The sequence below is a fragment of the Rhodococcus sp. PvR044 genome (assembly GCF_040548995.1).
Classification (GTDB): Bacteria; Actinomycetota; Actinomycetes; order Mycobacteriales; family Mycobacteriaceae; genus Rhodococcus_G; species Rhodococcus_G oryzae.
This window is the reverse complement of the sequence record NZ_JBEPSX010000001.1, coordinates 269165-290336: the sequence shown is the minus strand read 5'-3', so window position 1 is coordinate 290336 and position 21172 is coordinate 269165. Positions and strand designations below refer to the sequence as shown.

Annotated in this window: 3 protein-coding genes (1 of these 3 only partly in view); 1 reads left to right on the top strand and 2 read right to left on the bottom strand. The window is 69.5% G+C overall.

Annotated elements, in window-relative coordinates:
- The first annotated feature begins 211 nt into the window (after window positions 1-211).
- Window positions 212-544: a hypothetical protein gene (locus tag ABIC28_RS01305; RefSeq protein ID WP_209928710.1), complete on the top strand. Its 333-nt coding sequence runs from the start codon at window positions 212-214 to the stop codon at window positions 542-544.
- Window positions 545-610: 66 nt separating this feature from the next.
- Here the strand turns inward: ABIC28_RS01305 and ABIC28_RS01300 are convergent, their stop codons facing one another.
- Together ABIC28_RS01300 and ABIC28_RS01295 are read right to left on the bottom strand one after the other, a co-directional pair.
- Window positions 611-832: an MbtH family protein gene (locus tag ABIC28_RS01300; RefSeq protein WP_097211048.1), complete on the bottom strand. Its 222-nt coding sequence runs from the start codon at window positions 830-832 to the stop codon at window positions 611-613.
- Between the two features lie 31 nt (window positions 833-863).
- A protein-coding gene (locus tag ABIC28_RS01295) for a non-ribosomal peptide synthase/polyketide synthase (RefSeq protein WP_354577189.1) crosses the window boundary here: on the bottom strand, window positions 864-21172 show its 3' portion. The gene runs 12379 nt beyond the window's last position; 20309 of the gene's 32688 nt are visible here — the last part of the coding sequence; its start codon lies off the right edge, out of view — the gene reads right to left on this strand; the stop codon is at window positions 864-866.

Below are 21172 nucleotides of genomic sequence, written 5' to 3'. Positions count from 1 at the left end.
CCCTCCCCGACCCACTCCTGTGGCGTCTCCTGAGAGCCCTGGCAGGCCGCACATAGGGCGACCGAAACCGTTTGCCGTGCCCCGGCTCTCGCGATCCAGCGGAGGTCTCGTTTCGTAACAAAAACCGACCAGACGGTTTATCTTGCTTCGGCGGATTGTCGTTCACAGCAAAGGAGCCCGCAGGACACGCACCACCCGGTTACTCACAGGCTTGCTCGCCACCTCGGCCCTACTGCTCGGCCTGGGCGTCGCGTCCGCCCTTGCTGACCGAGTTCCGGGCCCGGCCGTACCACCCGCAAAGGTTGTCGGACCGGGCACCACGATCACGTTCGACGACTACACGGAGTACGGCTACTGGTGCACACGGGGCGCCGGCACCGATTCCGCCGGTCGCAAGGTAGGCATCACCGCAGGCCACTGCAACCCGCAGGTAGATCCCGACAACCCAACCAACGACCCCGATCACACCGACGCCGACGCCGACGCCGACGGCAACAAGATCCACACCGCGATCGTGGGTCCCGCGCGGGGCACGCACACCTGATCGATTCCGAAACGAGAAACCGGCCCGAGAGCTGAGCTCTCGGGCCGATTCGTCGTTCGGTGACGCCTACTTGTCGGCGTCCCCCGCCATCGCATCGATCAGGCTCTTCGGCCGCATGTCGGTCCAGTTCGCCTCGACGTAGTCGACGCACTCCTGGCGCGAGGAGGGGCCGTGCACCTCGTTCCAGCCCGCCGGGACCTTCGCGAACATCGGCCACAGCGAGTGCTGACCCTCGTCGTTCACCAGCACGAGGAACTGGCCGTCCTCGTCATCGAAGGGGTTGCTCATAGATCTACCTTTCTTTCGTCATGTCCTGAATTCACTTGCGCTCCTCGGTGTTCCACGCCTCGTGCAGCACCTCCCCGATCAGGGAGAGAGAGCTCGGGCCTGCCATGCCCCAATGGGTGGCCGGGGCGCCGTGCGTGATGATGCGGCCGTCCACCCCGTCCCGCCAGGTGGCTGCACCGACGGCGCCGCTGGGATCGTCCTCGAGCGCCGCGAAGTAGTGCAGGTCGCCCTTGAACCTGGGCGGCACATAGCCCTCGATCAGCGTGACGGACTCATCGATCGCCCGCACGGCGGCCGCAACGCGTTCGGCCCCGATGGCGTTGAACGGCGCGGGCAGATTCTCGATGATCCCGGCCAGCATCTCCTCGGACAACTCCTCCAGCAGCGGGTTCTCGCCTGCCTCCAGGCCACCGTCCGCCGTCAGGGCCGGGACCAACCCGCCCAGCAGGTCACCGACGGTCAGATCCCGGTCCACCAGGGTCCCGTCCGCCGGCTGCTGCGCGAAACTGTCCATCATCGCCAACAGTTCGACCTCCTCGCCCACCTCCTGCAGCTGCGCGGCCATGGCGTGCGCGATCATGCCGCCGAGAGACCAGCCGACCAGGTTGTAGGGCCCCTCCGGCTGCACGGTCCGAATCGTCTCGACGTACAACCGCGCCCACGCCTCGATCGACTCCGGCAGGTCCGCGGTCCCGGAGAGCACCGGCGACTGCAGGCCGTACACGCCGCGCTCGCGATCGACGTGCTGTGCCAGTCCGGCGAACGCCCACGAGATTCCGATGACCGGATGCACGCAGAACACCGGCGGCTTGGACCCTCCCGCCCGCAGGGGGATGAGGACATCGAAGGCCGCGTCCTCGGCCAGGTTCTCGAACCCGAGACCGGCCGAGTCGATCCTCGCGGCCAAGGACTCCACCGTCGAATCCGTGAACAGCCACAGCACCGGAACCCGAAGGTCCAGTTCGGCGCCGATCCGAGCCGTCACCTGCGTCGCCAGCAACGAGTTGCCGCCGAGCTCGAAGAAGTCGTCGTCCGCGCCCGCCCGCTCGACCTCGAGCACCTCGGCGAACGCGTCGGCAACGACCTCCTCTGTCCTGGTCGTCGGGGCCCGGAACTCCCGGACCGCGAAGACCGGTTCCGGAAGGGCCTTCCGGTCCAGCTTGCCCACGGGGGTGATCGGGATCTCGTCGAGAACCATGATCGCCGCAGGCACCATGTACGCGGTCAGCGACTGCGCCGCGAACTGGGTCAGCTGCGCGGGATCCACGGTGCGGCCCGCAGCCGGGAGCACATACGAGACGAGCGACGTCGAGCCCGAGGCGGTGGTGTGCCCGATCGTGGCCGCGAACTCCACGTCCTGGTGCGACGACAGCGTGGCGTCGATCTCGCCGAGTTCGATTCGCAGTCCGCGCACCTTGACCTGGAAGTCGGAGCGCCCGAGGTGCTCGACCTGACCGTCTTCGGTCCACCGCACGACGTCACCGGTCCGGTACATCCGCTCGCCGGACGCCCCGTACGGGTTGGCCACGAACCGGTCCGCGGTCAACGCCTGCCGGCCACGGTAACCCCGCGCGAGCCCGACACCGGCAAGGTACAGCTCACCGACCACGCCGACGGGGACCGGCTGCATCCGGTTGTCGAGAACCATCAGGCGCGTGCCCGCGGTGGGCCCGCCGATCGTGATGGGGCCACCCGGCACGAGGGCGCCGGTGCACGTGGCGACGATCGTCGCCTCGGTGGGACCGTAGGCGTTCACGAACCGGCGGCCGACAGCCCACTTCTCCATCAGATCCGGCGGACAGGTGTCCGCCGCCACGATGAGGACCCGCAGCTCGTCCAGCCCCGTCCGATCGACGGAGCCGAGCGCGGCGGGTGTGATCAACGCGTGGGTCACCCTCTCGTGGCGCAGCAGATCGGTCAACTCGGATCCGCCCCACGCGGTCGGCGGCGCGATGACCAGCGTCGCACCCACTCCGACCGCCATGAGCATCTCATAGACGGAGACGTCGAAGCTGGGAGACGCGAGGTGCAGGATCCGCGAGTCCCTGTTTGTCAGGTAGTCGCGCTGCAGGTGGTCACGCACGTTGGCCAGGCCCGCGTGCGTCACGACGACACCCTTGGGCAGACCCGTCGAACCCGAGGTGTAGAGCACGTAGGCCGGGTGCTCGAGTCGCAGTGTCGCGAGCCGGTCCTCTTCCGTGACCGGCGCCGCGGACAGCTCCCGCACACGAGCATCGACCGCGGCATCGTCGAGCGCAGTCCACGGCACCAGCGGCGACAACTGGTCGCTGAACCGCTGCATCGTGACGCCAAGGACCGCACCCGAATCGGCCAGCATGTGTGCCACCCGGTCCGTCGGATAGTTCGGGTCCACCGGCACGAAGGCGGCGCCGGTCTTTGCCACCGCCCACACCGCGAGCACCGAATCAGCCGACCTCGGAATCGCTACTGCCACAGTGGTCTCCGGGCCGGCACCCTGCTCGATCAGCATTCGTGCCAACCGTGAGGAATGCTCGTCCGCCTCCTGGTAGGTCCACCGCTCGCCCTCGAAGGACAGCGCGGTCGCGTCGGGGTCGATCCGCACACCCGCGACGAGGATGTCGGGGAGCAGACGCGGCGCACCGTCGCGCTCGGCGGCAGGCGTCGTCGCGATCGGATCGAGGCGGCTCAGCAGATCCGCCCGTTCCTCGGGTGCCAGGATCTCGATCTCACCGACCGGAACGGAGGGGTCGAGCCGGATCGCCGACAGGATCCGCAGCAGACGCTCCGCGAATCGCGACACCGTGGCCGCGTCGAAGAGGTCGGTTGCGTAGAGGAACTCCGCCGACAGTCCGCCGGCCGCACCGTCCTCGTCGAACAATTCGGCGACGGTGAGCTGCAGGTCGAACTTTGCGACCTGGTCGTCGATCTCCAGTTCGCTCAGCGTCAACCCCGGCAGCTCGAAGCTCGCCGAATCCGCGCTCTGGAAGCCCAATGCGACCTGGAACAGCGGATGCCGCGACGTGGAGCGGGCCGGCTCCAGCACCTCGACGAGCCGCTCGAACGGCAAGTCCGCGTTGGCGAACGCCGACAGATCGGTGTCCCGGGCGCCTTCCAGCAGTTCGCCGAAGCTCGCGCCCGCGGCCACGGTCGTCCGCAACACGAGGGTGTTGACGAACATGCCGACGAGATCGTCCAGCTCCCGCTCGCCCCGGCCGCCGATGGGCGTACCGATCGAGATGTCGTCGGTCCCGGACAGCCGCGCCAGCAGCACCGCGAGCGCCGAGTGCAACACCATGAACAGGGTCGAATTGTGCTGGTGCGCGATATCGGTCAACGCACGGTGGAGGTCGGCGTCGATCGTGAATGCCTTCGTGGCACCGCGGTTCGACGACTGTACCGGCCGCGGCCGGTCCGTGGGCAGGTCCAACTGATCCGGCAGCCCGGACAGCTGCCGAGTCCAGTAGGCCAGCTGGCTCGAGATCAACGACTGCGGGTCGTCCTCGTTGCCGAGCACCTCCCGCTGCCACATCGTGTAGTCCGCGTACTGCACCGCCAGCGGCGTCCAGCCGGGCGTCGTGCCTGCGGACCGTGCCGCATACGCCACCATCACGTCGCGAGCCAGCGGACCCATCGAGAGAGCATCGCCTGCGATGTGGTGAACCACCAGCACCAGCACGTACTCGGGCATTTCGGTTGCGGTGTGCTCGACCCGCAACAGGGCTGCGCGCACCGGAACCTCGGCCGTCACGTCGAAGCCCGTCGCCACGGTCCTGATCACCCGATCGATGAGGTTCGACTCCGGTACCGTCGCGACGACCAACTCGGGAACAGCCTGCTCCGCGGGAAGAATCACCTGGTGGCCGATCCCGTCCACTGCCGGGTAGACCGTTCGCAGCACCTCGTGCCGCGCGACCACATCGGCGATCGCCGCGCGCAGCGCCGGGACGTCCAGCTCACCGGACAGCCGCACGGCAGCCGGAATGTTGTACGCCGCCGACGTCGTGTCGAACTGGTTGACGAACCACATCCGCGACTGCGCGGTCGAGAGCGGAATCCGCTCAGGCCGCTCCCCCGCCGTCAACGCGATCCGGCCGCCGCTCCTCGCGGAGACGTCCAGCCGCGCGGCGAGCAGCTCGACGGTGGTTGCCTCGAAGAGCTCACGCACCGCAACGCGCGTGTCGAGCGCACCGCCCAGGCGTGCGGCGACCTGCATCGCGACCAGCGAGTTGCCGCCCAACTCGAAGAAGTCATCGTCCAGGCCGACCTGTTCGAGCCCGAGCACCTCCGCGAAGGTCGCGGCCACCAGTCGCGCGGACGCGGTCTCCGGTGCCCGGTACGCCCTGGCCTCGAACAGCGGCGCAGGCAGCGCCTTGCGGTCCAGCTTGCCCGACGAGTTCAGCGGGAACTCGTCCAGCACCACGACGGCCGCCGGAACCATGTAGGTGGGCAGCGAGGTCGACGCGAAGCCGACGAGGTCGGCGGGCACCACGTGGGAGCCCTGCGCGGGCACCACATAGGCCACCAACTGATCGCCGGTGGCGGTCGAGACCACCAGCACGGCCGCCTGCAGCACCGACTCGTGCGACAGCAAGGCCGTCTCGATCTCGCCCAGCTCGATGCGCTGGCCGCGGAACTTGACCTGGAAGTCGGTGCGACCGATGTAGCCGAGTTCGCCCTCCGGTCCCCAGAACACCAGGTCGCCGGTGCGATACATCCGCTCGCCACGCTCGCTGAACGGATTCGCCACGAAACGATCCGAGGTCAGGTCGACCCGTCCGTAGTAACCGCGCGCCAGCTGGTCACCCGCCAGGTACAGCTCGCCCGGCACCCCGACGGGGACCGGCCGCAGCCGCGAGTCGAGCACGAACACCTGCGAGTTCCATTGCGGCCGTCCGATCGACACCGCGGCCGCGTGGCCGTCTCCGGTCACCTCGCGGTAGGTGATCGACACGGCGGCCTCGGTCGGCCCGTACAGGTTGTGCAGCCGGGCCGGGCTGATCTCCGCGAACGCGCGCACCGTCTCGGCAGGCAACGCCTCACCGATCACGAACACGTGCCGCAGGGAGGCGAGCGCCGCACCGGATGCGTACTCCGCGAACACGGTCAGCATCGACGGCACGAAGTCCGTGACCGTGACCGAGTGCTCGGCGATCTTCTCGGCGACGTACATGGGGTCGCGGTGACCATCGGGCGTCGCCACCACGAGGGTGGAGCCGACGCGCAACGGCATGAACCAGCCCCACAACGACACGTCGAACGTGGTCGCGGTCTTCTGCAGGTAGACATCGGAGCCGTCGAGCAGGTACTCGCCCTGCATCCATTCCATCTGGTTCACGATCGCGCCGTGGCTGACCGCGACACCCTTCGGCTTGCCGGTCGACCCGGACGTGAAGATCACGTACGCCGGGTGCGAGGGCAGCAGGACCGACGAGCGATCCGCGTCGGTCACCGGCTCGGCCGAATACCCCGACACGTCCACCTCGTCGATCCGCAGGACCGACCTGTCCCCCGGAACCTGGAAATCATCCCGCGCGGTGGTCAGGACGCAGGCCGGACCGGCGGTCTCGAGGATGTGACCGATCCGCTCCACCGGATGGTCCGGATCGACCGGCACGTAGGCACCGCCCGCCTCGAGCACCGCATAGATGCCAACCACGAGATCGAGCGAACGACGGATGGACAAGGCCACCAACGACTCCGGCCGAACGCCCTCGGCGATCAACAGCCGCGCCAACCGGGCGACCCTTGCTCCGAATTCTGCGTAGGTCAGTGACTCGCCCTCGTACACCACGGCGGTGGCGTCGGGGGTGGCGGCGGCCTGACGACGGAACCCGTCCAGCAAGCGCTGCCCGGTGGGCAGCTCGTACGCCGAATCGTTCCAACCCTCGAGCATCACCGCGCGCTCGGCGGGTTCGAGCAACTCCACATCGCCGACCCGTGCCGACGGGTCCGAGGCGATCGCCTCGAGCATCCGGGTGAACCGTTCGCCGAACCGGCGGATGGTCGACTCGTCGAACAGGTCGGTGGCGTAGGCCAGGTGCACCCGGATCCCGCCGGGCATCCCGTCGGGGCCGTGGTTCTCCGACACCGTGACCTGCAGGTCGAACTTGGCGATCTCCTCGTCGAACTCGACGCTGGAGACCGTGAGCCCGTCCAGCTCGAGGCTCTGCTTGGCGAGATTCTGGAAGAACAGAGCCACCTGGAACAGCGGATGCCGCGCCTGCGACCGCGTCGGGTTGAGCACCTCGACCAGCCGCTCGAAGGGCACCTCCGAGTGTCCGAACGCACCCAGATCCGTCGTCCGGACACCTGCGAGCAGCTCCGTGAACGACTGCGCCGGATCGACTTCCGCCCGCAGCACCAGCGTGTTCACGAACATGCCGACGAGATCGTCCAGCGCGGCGTCGCCGCGCCCGGCGATCGGCGCACCGATCGCGATATCGGTGGTCCCCGACAGCCGCGCCAACAGCGCCGCCAGCGCGGCGTGCACCACCATGAACACGGTGGCGCCCTGATCGCGGGCAACGGCACCGAGCGCGGCATGCAGATCCGCGTCGAGGTCGAAGCCGATCGCCGCACCGCGGTTCGAGGCGATGGCCGGCCGCGGCCGATCGGACGGGAGATCCAGCTGGGCGGGCAACCCGGCCAGTGCCTGCGTCCAGTATCCGAGCTGACGCGAGATCAGCGACTCCGGATCGTCCTCCGAGCCGAGCACCTCCCGCTGCCACAGGCTGTAGTCCGCGTACTGGACCGACAGCGGCTCCCACGACGGCGCTACGCCCATGGTCCGGGCGGCGTAGGCCAGCATCAGATCGCGCACCAGAGGGCCCATCGAGAACCCGTCGGCGGCGATGTGGTGCACCACGAAGACGAGGATGTGCTGGTCGGCTGCGGAGGCGTCGTCCACGACGCGCAGCAACGCGACCCGCAGCGGGACATCGACGGTGACGTCGAATCCGGTGGTCACGATGGACGCCGCGCGTTCGAGCAGTTCGCCCGCCCTGACCGGAACCGGGGTCAGGTCAGCGGTGATCTCGTCGACCGGCCGGATCACCTGATGTCCGGTGCCCCCGTGCTCCGGGTACACCGTGCGCAGGATCTCGTGCCTGGCCACCACGTCGGCGAACGCCGCCCGCAGCGCCGCCACGTCGAGATCGCCCGCCAGCCGGACCGCGGCCGGGATGTTGTTGACCGCGCTGGCATGGTCGAACCGGTTGAGGAACCACATCCGTTGCTGCGCAAGCGACAGCGGGATCTGCTCCGGACGCTCCTGCGGGGTGAGCGCAATCCGTCCGCTGCCCGCCTGCGTCCCGACGAGTACTGCGAGAGCCTCGACGGTCGATGCCTCGAACAGCGCGCGCACCGGCACCGTGGTGTCGAGCGCCGCACCGAGCCGCGCCGCGGCCTGGGTGGCGATCAGTGAGTTGCCACCGAGTTCGAAGAAGTCGTCCTCGGCGCCGACCCGCTCGGCACCGAGGAGATCCGCGAAGGTCGCCGCGACGATCTCCTCGATCGGTGTCGCCGGGGCACGGTAGACCCGCGCCTCGAAGGCCGGCGCGGGCAGGGCCTTGCGGTCCAGCTTGCCCGACGCGTTGAGCGGGAACTCCTCGAGCACCACGAACGCCGACGGCACCATGTACGCGGGCAGCGTCGCGGCCAGCGCGGTCTTCACCGCACCGGTCTCGACCACCGCGTCCGGTGCTGGCACGACGTAGCCGACCAGCCGCTCACCCGCGATCGGATCCCGGAGCAGGACGACCACCGACTGGGCTACCTCGGGCAGGTTGGTCAGCGCGGCCTCGATCTCGCCGAGCTCGATGCGCAGACCGCGCAGCTTCACCTGGAAGTCGGTTCGCCCGATGTACTCGACCTCCCCGGCGCCGTTCCACTTCACCAGGTCACCGGTGCGGTACATCCGGGAGCCCGGGACGAACGGGCTCGCCACGAAACGATCCGCGGTCAGGTCGGGCCGCTCGACGTAGCCGCGGGCCAGCTGCTCGCCGGCCAGGTACAGCTCACCCGGCACCCCGATCGGCGTCGGCCGCAGTCGACCGTCGAGCACGAACACCTGGGTGTTCCACACCGGCGCACCGATCGGCACGCTCGTCCGGTCCGCCTCGGTGACCTCGTGGAAGGTGACGTCGACGGCGGCTTCCGTGGGCCCGTACAGGTTGTGCAACCCGGCCTGCGGCAGGGCCGCGCGCAGCCGGTCCGCGGTCTCGGCGGGCAGCGCCTCACCCGAGGCGAACACCCGCACGAGCGAACGTGCCTGTACTGCACTCGGTTCGGCGGCAAAGACCGCCAGCATCGACGGAACGAAGTGCATCGTGGTCACCGACTCGGCCACGATCGTCCGCGCCAGGTACGCGGGGTCGCGGTGACCGTCCGGCACGGCGATCACCAGGCGAGCGCCCACCTGCAGCGGCCAGAACAGCTCCCACACCGACACGTCGAAGGTCACCGGGGTCTTCTGCAGGACGACGTCGTCGCCGCCGAGCCCGTACTGACCCTGCATCCAGACCAACCGGTTGACGATCGCGCCGTGTGAGACCGCGACACCCTTCGGACGGCCGGTGGATCCGGACGTGAAGATCACGTAGGCCGAGTGGTCCGGCCGCAACGACGCAACCCGCTCCGCGTCCGTGATCGATCCGCCGTCCACATCACCGAGTTCCAGCTCATCGATGCACAGGATCGGCCGCGCACCCGCGCGGTCGAAGCCGTCCCGTGACGTGGAAAGCACGCACACCGGCTTCGCCGTGTCGAGGATGTGGCCGATCCGCTCGGCCGGCTGATCCGGATCCAGTGGCACATAGGCCGCGCCCGCCCGGACCACCGCGTAGATCGCGATCATCATCTCGAGGGAGCGGCGAATCCCGATCGCCACCATCGACTCCGGGCCCACGCCCATCCGGATGAGGTGGCGCGCCAACCGGTTCACCCGGTCGTCGAACTCCGCGTAGGTCAGCGAGGCGGACTCGAAGGTGAGCGCGATCGCATCCGGCGTGCGGGCGACCTGCTCGTCGAACAGGTCGACCAGCGTCTGCGGTGCGACCAGCTCGTCGGTGGCGTTCCAGTCGAAGAGCACCCGCTCGAGCTCGTCCTCGCCGAGCAGCTCGATGTCACCGACCAGTGTCCCCGGCGCCACGACGACGGCGCGCAGGATCCGCACGAGCCGCTCCGCGAAGGTGGACACGGTCGCCGCGTCGAACAGGTCGGTGGCGTACCGCAACGCGCCACCCATCGCGTTCGTCTCGTCGATCCCCTCGGCGATCACCAGGGTCAGATCGAACTGCGTCACCTCGACCTCGTGTGCCACCGGGCTGATCGTCAGATCAGGCAGCTCGAAGCTGGTGTCGGTACGGGACTCGAACGTCATCGACGCCTGGAACAGCGGCGAATGGGACTGTGAGCGAGCCGGGTTGAGCACATCGACGAGGCGCTCGAAGGGCACCTCGGCGTGTTCGAACGCCGCCAGGTCGGCCATGCGGACCTGGCCGAGCAACTCAGCGAAGGCCACGTCGGACGCAACGTCGGTGCGCAGCACCAGGGTGTTGACGAACATGCCGATCAACTCGTCCAGCGCGGCGTCGCTGCGCCCCGCGATCGGCGTGCCTATCGCGATGTCTGCGCTGCCGGTCAACCGGGCCAACAGCACCGCGTACGCGGCGTGCACGACCATGAATGTGGTGACGCCGTGTGCACGGGCCAACGCCTCGATGCCCGAGGCGAGCTCGGCGTCGATGTCGAACTCGAGCCGCGCTCCGCGGCCCGACGACACGGCCGGACGGGGCCGGTCGGTAGGCAGCTCGAGCACGTCCGGCAGGCCGGCAAGGGCATTCTTCCAGAACGCGATCTGCCGCGCGGCCAGTGACTGTGCGTCGTCCTCCGAACCGAGCACTTCGTGCTGCCACAGCGTGAAGTCGGCATACTGCACCGGCAGCGGCGCCCACACCGGGGGCTGTCCGGCGGTGCGAGACGCATAGGCCAGCATCAGGTCTCGAGCCATCGGCCCGGTCGAGACGCCGTCCGCGCTGATGTGATGGACGGCCATCAACAGCACGTACTCGTCGGATCCGACATCGAGCAGCGCACCCCGCACGGGGACCGCGGCGGTCACGTCGAAACCGGCGCCCAGGATCTCGATCACCCGGGCAGACACGTCCTGCGGGTCGACCCGCACCGGCGCCAGGTCGAGCTCGACCTGGTCCGCGGGCACGACCACCTGTACCGGTCCCTCACCGTCGTGCGGGAACACGGTCCGCAGCGACTCGTGCCGTTCGAGTACGTCACGAACCGCGAGGTCGAGCGCCTCGACGTCGAGGCTGCCCTGCAAGCGGATCGCCAGCGGGATGGTGTACGCGGACGAGGACGGATCGAACTGATTGAGGAACCACATCCTGTTCTGCGCCAACGACAACGGGATACGGTCCGGCCGCGGCCGGGCGACGAGGGCCGGCGCCGAGGACGACGCCGCGGCCGCCTCGGCCCGCTCGGCCAGTCCGGCCACCGTCGAGGCCTCGAACACCGCACGCACACCGAGCCCGCAGCCGAGCGCGGCATCGACCCGCGACACGAGTCGCATCGCCAGGAGCGAGTTGCCACCGAGAGCGAAGAAGTCGTCATCGGCGCCGACACGCTCGACTCCGAGCAGTTCCGCGAACACCGCCGCCACCGCGACCTCGGCGGCGGTGCCGGGCTCGCGGAACTCGACGGTCGCCGTCGTGAAGTCCGGCTCCGGCAGCGCCTTGCGGTCGACCTTGCCCGCACTGCTGAGCGGGAACTCGTCGAGCACCAGGATCTGCGACGGCACCATGTACGCGGGCAGTTCTGCCGCCACTGCGGCGCGCAGTTCGGACGCCGTAGCCGACGCCCCCGGTCGCGCGCTCACGTAGCCGACCAGGTGCTCACCGGCGTGCCGGCTGCGGACCACGGTCACGACGGCCTGCGCCACCGCCTCGGACCGCATCAACGCCGACTCGATTTCACCGAGCTCGATCCGCAGTCCGCGCAGCTTGACCTGGAAGTCGGTCCGGCCCAGGAACTCCAGCTGACCATCCGCGTTCCACCGCACCAGGTCGCCGGTGCGGTACATCCGCTCGCCCGGGTCACCGAACGGGTCCGCCACGAACCGCTCCGCGGTGAGATCCGCGCGGCCGAGATAGCCGCGAGCAAGCTGGACTCCCGACAGGTACAGCTCACCAGCGGAACCCACCGCAACCGGGTGCAGGCGGGTGTCCAACACCACCGCACGGGCGTTCCAGCTCGGTCCGCCGATCGGCACCGTCACCCGGTCACCGGCCAGACGTTCCACGTCCGGCTCGAAGATGATGCCGACCGTGGTCTCGGTGGGGCCGTAGGTGTTGTCGATGCTGGTCCCGGTCGCAGCGGCGAAGTCCCGCAACAACGCGGGCGAGAGTTCCTCGCCACCGGCGATCACGTACCGCAGCGACTCCAGCGACGAGGCCGCCCCGGCCGACAGGAACATGCTGAGCATCGACGGGACGAACTCGGCGATCGTGATCGACTGCTCGCCGATCAGGCGCGCCAGGTATTCGGGGTCGCGGTGCCCGTCGGGCGTGGCGAGCACGACGCGGCCACCGACCTGCAGGGCGGCGAAGCACTCCCACAACGACACGTCGAACGTGGCGGGGGCCTTCTGCACCACGCGATCCGCCGCGGTCATCGAGTACCGGTCGATGAGCCACGCCAGGTAGTTCGCGATCGACTCGTGACTGACCGCGACGCCCTTGGGCCTGCCGGTCGAGCCCGAGGTGTAGATCACGTAGGCGGTGTTCTGCGGCCGCAACGGCGAACGCCGTTCGGAGTCGGCGACCGGCGCGCCGTCGTAGTCGCTCAGATCCGCCTCGTCGATCACGATCACCGCCTGGTCCGCCGCCAGGCAGCCCCGGTCCCTGCTGGTGGTCAGCACGCACACCGGTGCCGCGGACTCGAGCACGTACTCGGTGCGCTCGGCCGGGTGGTCGGGGTCGATCGCGACGTACGCGCCACCCGCCTTGACGATCGCGTACATGCCGACCATCAGCTCCACCGAGCGGCGCACCGCGAGGCCGACCAGCGCTTCGGGGCCGACTCCTTCGGCGATCAGCCTGCGCGCCAATCGGTTCGCCCGCTCATCGAACTCGCGGTAGCTCAGCTCTTCGCCCTCGAACACCAAGGCCACCGAGTCGGGGGTGCGCGCCGCCTGGCCGTCGAACGGGTCGATCAACGTCATGGGCCCGAGATCGACCGCGGTCTGGTTCCACTCCCGCAGCACCCGCTCGCGCTCGTCGGCCCCGAGCATGTCGACGTCCCCGACCACGGACTCCGGATCCGCGACGGCGGCCCGGAGCACACGCACGAACCGGTCGGCGAAACCGGCCACCGTGGACTCGTCGAACAGGTCCGTGGCGTAGGTGAAGTCGGCAGCCATGCCTGCGGGCTCTCCGTCGGTCGAGATGGCCTCGCCGATCGTCAGATCCAGGTCGAACTGGGTCACCCGCACACCCGGATCGAGGGCGCCGATAGTCAGTCCGGGCAATTCCAGCTCGGTCTGTTGCTGGTTCTGCAACGTCAGCGACACCTGGAACAGCGGCGAGTACGACTGGGACCTCGTCGGGGCGAGAGACTCCACGAGCCGTTCGAACGGCACGTCGGCGTTCCCGAATGCGCCGAGATCACCGACGCGAACCCGCCCGAGGACCTCCGCGAAGGTGTCGGAGGGCTCGACCCGAGTGCGCAGCACCAGGGTGTTGACGAACATGCCGACCAGGTCGTCGAGGGCCGCATCGCCGCGGCCCGCGATCGGGGCGCCGACAGCGATGTCGGTGCTGCCGGACAGTCGGGCGAACAGCACCGCCAGGGCGGCGTGCAGCACCATGAAGGGTGTCGCGCTGTGTTCGCGGGCGATCCGCTCGACACCGGTCCGCAGGCCGTGATCGATCTCGAAGGGCAGCCGCGCCCCTCGGTTGCTGGCGATTGCAGGACGCGGCCGGTCCGTCGGAAGCTCCAGGAGCTCCGGCACGCCTGCGAGAGCGCTCCGCCAGTAGTCCAACTGGACGCTGATCAGGGAGTCCGGATCGTCCTCGGCTCCGAGCAGCCGACGCTGCCACAGCGCGAAGTCTGCGTACTGCACGGCCAGCGGCGACCACGCAGGCGCCTGCCCGGCGCTGCGGGCGACGTAGGCAGCCATCACGTCACGCGTCAGCGGTGCGACGGACCAGCCGTCGCCGCTGATGTGGTGCACGGTGAGCACCAGGACGTGGTCCCGGTCGCCGACCTCGAACAGCGCCGCGCGCAGCGGTACCTCGGCGGTGACGTCGAAGGGCGCGGACAACACTGCCACGATGCGCTCGAAGATCTCCGCCTCGGCGACGGCGACCGGACGCAGATCCGGGACCGCCTGTGCCGCAGGCACAATGAGTTGCTGGGCCTCGCCGTCGACCTCGGGGTAGACGGTGCGCAGCGACTCGTGGCGTTCGAGCACGTCCACCACCGCGGCCTGCAGCGCATCGGTGTCGAGGTCGCCGGCGAGCCTGATCGCCACCGGGATGTTGTAGGCCGCCGAGTCGGGCTCGAAGCGGTTGATGAACCACATCCGCTGCTGAGCCAGCGACAGTGGCAGTCGCTCCGGGCGCTCCTGGGCGACCAGCGCCGCCCGGGCACCACGACCACTGATCTGCTCCACGGCCCTCGCCAGGCCGGCAACCGTCGAGGCGTCGAACAGTGTAACGACCGGCACCGAGGTGTCGAACGCCACGCCAAGCCGCGCGGTGACCTGGGTGGCGATCAGCGAGTTGCCGCCGAGGTCGAAGAAGTCGTCGGCGGCGCCGACCTGCTCGAGATCGAGCACGTCGGCAAAGACCTCCGCGACGACTCGCTCGGCTTCGGTGCTCGGCGCAACGAACTCGCGAACCGCGAAGACGGGCTCCGGCAACGCCTTCCGGTCCAGCTTGCCCACCGGAGTACGCGGGATCTCGTCGAGAACCATGATCGACGCCGGCACCATGTGCGCCGGCAGGATCCGGGCGACGGCCGCCTCGAGCGCGACCACGTCGACGTCGCCCGCTGCCTTCACGTAGGACACCAGCACGGTGGTACCTGCCGGTCCGGGGTGGCCGAGGGTGACCGCGAATTCGATCTGGGGCTGGAGGGCCAGCGCCGCGTCGATCTCGCCGAGCTCGATCCGGAAACCTCGCACCTTGACTTGGAAGTCGGTGCGGCCCAGGTAGTCCACTTCCCCGTCCGCGGTCCAGCGGGCCAGGTCGCCGGTGCGGTACAGCCGCGATCCGGGCTTACCGAACGGATCGGCGACGAAGCGGTCCGAGGTCAGGGACGGACGGGCCCGGTAGCCCCGTGCCAGACCCGGGCCGGACAGGTAGAGCTCACCGACGACGCCAACCGGCACCGGACGCAGCCGGCCATCGAGGATGGTGCTGCGGATGCCCGCGGTCGGCCTACCGATGGTGATGTGCTGGCCCGGGGTCAGTGCGTCGGTGCGCGTCGCGATGACGGTGGCCTCGGTCGGACCGTAGGCGTTGATGAACCGCCGACCGGGCGCCCAGCGCGCCATCAGCTCCGGCGGGCAGGCCTCACCTGCGACCGCGACGGTCACGAGTTCATCGAGGCCGCGGTGGTCGACGGTCGCCAGCGCGGCGGGCGTGATCACCATGGTGGTGACCCGCTCACGGCGAAGCAACTCGGCCAGCTCGACGCCGCCCCAGACGTCCGGCGGCGTGACCACCATGGTCGCGCCGACGCCGTATGCCAGCAACAGCTCGTAGACGGAGACGTCGAAGCTCGGCGAGACCACGTGCAGGGTCCGGGACCGCGCATCGGCCCGGAACGTCGAACGCAGGTGGTCCCGCAGGTTGGCCAGTCCCTCGTGCGTGACCACGACGCCCTTGGGCAACCCGGTCGAGCCGGAGGTGTAGATGACGTACGACGGATGCTGCGGCCGGAGCGGCCGGGTCCGGTCCGCGTCGGTGACCGGAGCCGCGGACTGCGCGGCCGCACCCTCCTCCAGTGTCTCGAGCGCCAGCCACTGCACGGACGCGGGCAGCGTCGGCAGATACGCCTCGGTGGTGACACCGAGCACGGCGCCGGAGTCGGTGACCATGTGGGTGATCCGGTCCGCCGGGTAGTTCGGGTCCACCGGGAGGAACGCGGCACCGGTCTTCGCCACCGCCCACACCGTCAGGATCGAGTGCACCGAACGACGGATGGCGACCGCGACGGTCGTCTCCGGGCCGGCACCGTACTCGCGGAGCGCACGCGCCAGGCGCGAGGAGCGCTCGTCGAGCTCGCGGTAGGTGAGATCGCCGTCCTCGCCGACCAGTGCGATCGCCGCGGGGTCGAGAGCCGCAGCGGCCGCGAGGATGTCCGGCATCAGCTGCGGGCCGACCGCACCCGACGCCCCGCCGGGGCGCCCGACGGTCTCGGCGTCATGGCGGGCGATCAGGTCGGACCGCTCCGAAACGGTGAGGACCTCGAGATCACCGACCGGGCGCTGCGGATCGGTCAGCGCGCCGTCGAGGATCCGGACGAAGCGGTCCGCGAAGCCCCGCACTGTCGCCGCATCGAAAAGGTCGGTGGCGTAGCCGAACTCGGCCAGCATCTCGGTCGGCTGTGCACCGGGCCGGAGGGTCAACTGCAGGTCGAACTTCGCGCCGCCGATCCGAGCGTCCTCCGCGGACACCGTCAGACCGGGCAGCTCGATCTGGGACTCGCCCATGTTCTCGAACGAGAGCGCCACCTGGAACAGCGGGTGCCGGGCCGTCGACCGAGCCGGGTTCAGTGCCTGGACCAGCTGCTCGAACGGCACTTCGGCCTGGCCGAAGGCCGCCAGGTCTCGGCTGCGGACCTGGCTGAGCAGGGCGTCGAACCCGACGGCCGGGTCGACCTCGGTGCGCAGCACGAGGGTGTTGACGAACATACCGATCACGTCGTCGAGCGCCTGCTCGCCACGACCGGCGACGGGGGTGCCGACGGCGATGTCGGTGGTGCCGGACAGCCGCGACAGCAGCACGCTCAGCGCCGCGTGCACGACCATGAACGTGGTGACGCCCCGGCGTCGGGCGTAGTCGTGCAGAGCCTCGAGCGTGGTCGCGGGGATCTCGAAGGCGACCCGGTCACCGGCGAACGTCTGCGCGGCCGGACGGGGTCGGTCCGACGGCAGGTCGAGCTGGTCCGGCACTCCGTCCAGCGCCTCGCGCCAGTGGTTGATCTGGCGGGCCAGCAGGCTGTCGGGATCGTCCTCGTTGCCGAGCACCGCGCGCTGCCAGAGGCTGTAGTCCGCGTACTGCACTGCCAGCGGAGCCCAGTCCGGCGCCGCCCCGGCCGTGCGGGCCGAGTAAGCCAGCACCACGTCACGAGCCAGCGGGGCCATCGAGAATCCGTCCGCGGCGATGTGGTGAACCACCACCAGCAACACATGCTCGGTAGGACTGACCCGGTACAGGCGCACGCGCAGCGGCACCGCGTCGGTGACATCGAAACCGGTGCCCATCTCCGTGGCTGCGGCCGTCACCAACCCGGCCTCGTCGACGTCGATCGGGACCAGCTCGACGGCCACCTCGGTCACCGGCAGGATCACCTGCGACGGTCCTTCCGGCCCGTCCGGGTACACGGTGCGCAGCACCTCGTGCCGGGTGAAGACGTCCGCGACCGCGGCCCGCAGCGCGGCCAGGTCCAGGGTCCCGGTGAGTCGGATGCCGGCCGGCACGTTGTAGGCCGCCGAATCCGGAGCAATCCGGTTGAGCACCCACATCCGCTGCTGTGCCAGCGAGAGGGGGATCCGTTCCGGACGCTCCCCTGCCACCAGTGCGATCCGGTCGCCTGCACCGACGTGCGCCTGCACCCGCGCGGCCAACTCGACCACGGTCGGGGCCTCGAACAGCCAGGCCACCGGGATCTGGGTGTCGCGCGCGGCGCCCAACCGGGCGGCGACCTGGGTGGCGATCAGCGAGTTGCCGCCGAGAGCGAAGAAGTCGTCATCGAGACCGACGGCGTCGAGGCCGAGCAGGTCGGCGTAGACACCGGCCACCAGCTGTTCCGCCTCGGTGCCGGGCTCCCGGAACTCCGCAGCCTCGAACTCGGGCTCCGGCAGCGCCTTTCGGTCGATCTTGCCGTTGATGTTCAGCGGCAGCGCCTCGAGGACCACGAATGCCGCCGGAACCATGTAGCTCGGCAACGCCCCCGCCACGGCGGCCTTCAGGTCGGCGGTGTCGAGCACCGCACCGGCGGCAGGCACCAGGTACGCCACCAGACGGTCCCCGGTGCGCTCGTCCGATCGCGCGGTCACCACGGCGGCGGCGACCGACGCCTCTCGGGTGAGGGCGGACTCGATCTCACCGAGCTCGATCCGGAAGCCGCGCACCTTGACCTGGAAGTCGCCGCGCTCGAGGTATTCGAGTTCGCCGTCCTGGCGCCAACTGACCAGGTCGCCGGTGCGGTACATCCGCTCACCCGATGCCCCGAACGGGTTGGCCACGAAGCGATCCGCGGTGAGGTCCGCACGGCCGTGGTAGCCCCGTGCGAGCTGCGCTCCGGCCAGGTAGAGCTCCCCCGCGACCCCAACGGGAACCGGGTTCAGGCGACCGTCGAGCACGAACACTCGGGTGTTCCACTCCGGGACGCCGATCGGCACCGACGCGATATCGGCGTCGGTGACCTCGTGCGCAGTCACCGACACCGCGGCCTCGGTCGGGCCGTACAGGTTGAACAGGCGGGCAGCGTTCGCCGCCAGGAAGTCCTGCGCCGCGGCAGCGGGCAATGCTTCGCCGATCGCGAGCACGCGACGCAGCGAATCAGACAACGCCGCACCGGAAGCCGCCGCCGAGAGCATCGACACCGTCGAGGGCACCGCGTGCAGCGTGGTCACCCGCTGGGCACGCAGTAGGTCCAGCAGGTAGCCGGGATCCTGCTGGCCGCCCGGCTTTGCGATGACCATCCGGCCACCGGAGACCAGCGGGGACCAGAACTCCCACACCGACAGGTCGAAGGTCGCCGCGGTCTTGAGCAGCACCGAATCCGACCCGTCGAGCCCGAAAGCGTTGTTCTTCCACACCAACTGGTTGACGATCGCGGAATGACTGACCGCGACGCCCTTGGGCTTGCCGGTCGAGCCGGAGGTGAAGATCACGTACGCCGGGTGCTCCGGACGCAGCGGACGGATCCGCTCGGCGGCCTGCACCGGTCCGGCGGGGAATCCGGTCAGGTCGGCGCTGTCCAGGAAAAGGACAGACCTGTCCCCTGCATCGCGGAAATCATCTCGCGCGGTGGACAATACGCAGACCGGTGCCGCGGTCTCCAGGATGTGACCGGTCCGTTCCGCCGGCTGGTCGGGATCGACCGGCACGTAGGCGCCACCGGCCTGGACCACCGCGTACATGCCGACCACCAGGTCGATCGACCGACGCATGGCGAGGACGACCAGGGATTCCGGTCCCACGCCGAGCTCGATCAGCGCGCGGGCGACGCGGTTGACGCGCGCGTCGAACTCGCGGTAGCTCAGTTCCGTGCCGTCGAACCACAGCGCCGGTGTATCCGGGGTCGCCAAGGCCTGGGCACGGTAGAGATCGGCCAGGGTCTGGTCCGCGACGTCCGCACGGGTCTCGTTCCAGCCCGTCAGCACCTGCGTGCGTTCGGCCTCGTCGAGGACCTCGATGTCGCCGACTGCGGTGTCCGGCTTCGCGACTCCGACCTCGAGCACCCGCACGAACCGGTCCGCAAAGCGCTCGACCGTCTGCTGGTCGAAAAGGTCCGTGGCGAAGTGGAACAGCGCCTCGACACCGTCGGGAGAACCGTCGGCGGCGAATCGTTCGACGAGGAACAGCTGCAGGTCGAACTGGGTGATGCCGTTGTCCACGTCCAGTGCCGACACTGTGAGACTGGGCAGTTCCAGACTCGTCTGTGCGAGGTTCTGAAACGAGAACCCGACCTGGAACAGCGGGTGCCGGGCCGTGGACCGGGTGGGGTTGAGGACCTCCACGAGGCGTTCGAACGGCACGTCGGCGTTGCCGAAGGCCGCGAGGTCCGCATCCTTCACCGTGGCCAACAGCTCGGCGAAGGACTTGCCGCCGTCCACCGCGGTTCGCAGGACGAGGGTGTTGACGAACATGCCGATCAACCCGTCCATCGCGGCCTCGCCGCGACCGGCCGTCGGTGTGCCGACAGAGATGTCGTCGGTTCCGGACAGCCGGGCCAGCAGCACCGCCAGCGCGGTGTGGGTGGCCATGAAGACCGTGGCCCCCTCGCCGCGAGCGAACTCGGCAAGGTCCTTGTGCAGCTGCCTGTCCAGCTCGAAGACCACCCGGCCGCCCCGGTTGGACCGCACGGCGGGCCGGGGCCGGTCACTCGGAAGGTCGAGCTGGTCGGGGCTGCCGGCGAGCGTGCGCTGCCAGAAGTCGAGCTGCTGCCCGGCCACCGACCGCGGATCCGATTCGTCCCCGAGTACCCGTCGCTGCCAGAGCGCGTAATCGGCGTACTGCACCGGAAGCTCCACCCAGGCAGGCGCAGTCCCGCCGAGCCGGGAGGTGTACGCGGTCATGATGTCACCGACGAACGGCGCGATCGACGAACCGTCTGCCGCGACGTGATGGATGACCGCGGCCAGGACGTACTCGGTCGCCGACAGCTGGAACAGGGCGATCCGAAGCGGGATCTCTGCCGTCACGTCGAACCGGGTGGTCGCGAGTTCGTACAGCCGCTGGGGCAGTTCCTCGGAGTCCACCCGGATCTGGGTCAGAGCCGGGACCGCGTCCGCGGGCGCCGCGATGACCTGAATCGGGCCGTCCTCGGTCTCCGGGTAGTGGGTACGCAGCGACTCGTGCCGCGCGGCCACGTCCGCGAGTGCGACCTCCAGCACCGCGATGTCGAGCGCGCCGGTCAGTCGAATCGCCATCGGGATGTTGTAGGCAACCGACTGCGGGTCGAATCGGTTGAGGAACCACATCCGCTGCTGCGCCAGCGACAGCGGAATCCGTTCCGGCCGGGGCTGGGCCACCAGTTCCGGACGCGCTCCACTGCCCGCGAGGCCTGCGACTGCGGACGCCAGAGCGGCGACGGTCGTCGCCTCGAACAGCAGTCGCACCGGCACCCGGGCCTCGAATGCGGCACCCAGTCGCGCCGTCACCTGCGTGGCGATCAGCGAGTTGCCACCGAGCTCGAAGAAGTCGTCGTCCAAACCGACCCGCTCGAGACCGAGCACCTCGGCGAACACGGTCGCGACAAGCTCCTCCTCACGCGTCGACGGAGCCCGATACGCGGTCGCCTCGAAAACCGGTGCGGGCAACGCCTTCCGGTCCAGCTTCCCGACCGGAGTCAACGGAATCCCGTCGAGCACCATCACCACCGCAG

Excerpts from the sequence above, each read along its gene's own strand:
- ABIC28_RS01300 (WP_097211048.1), bottom strand. The coding sequence starts at position 832 with ATGAGCAACCCCTTCGATGACGAGGACGGCCAGTTCCTCGTGCTGGTG.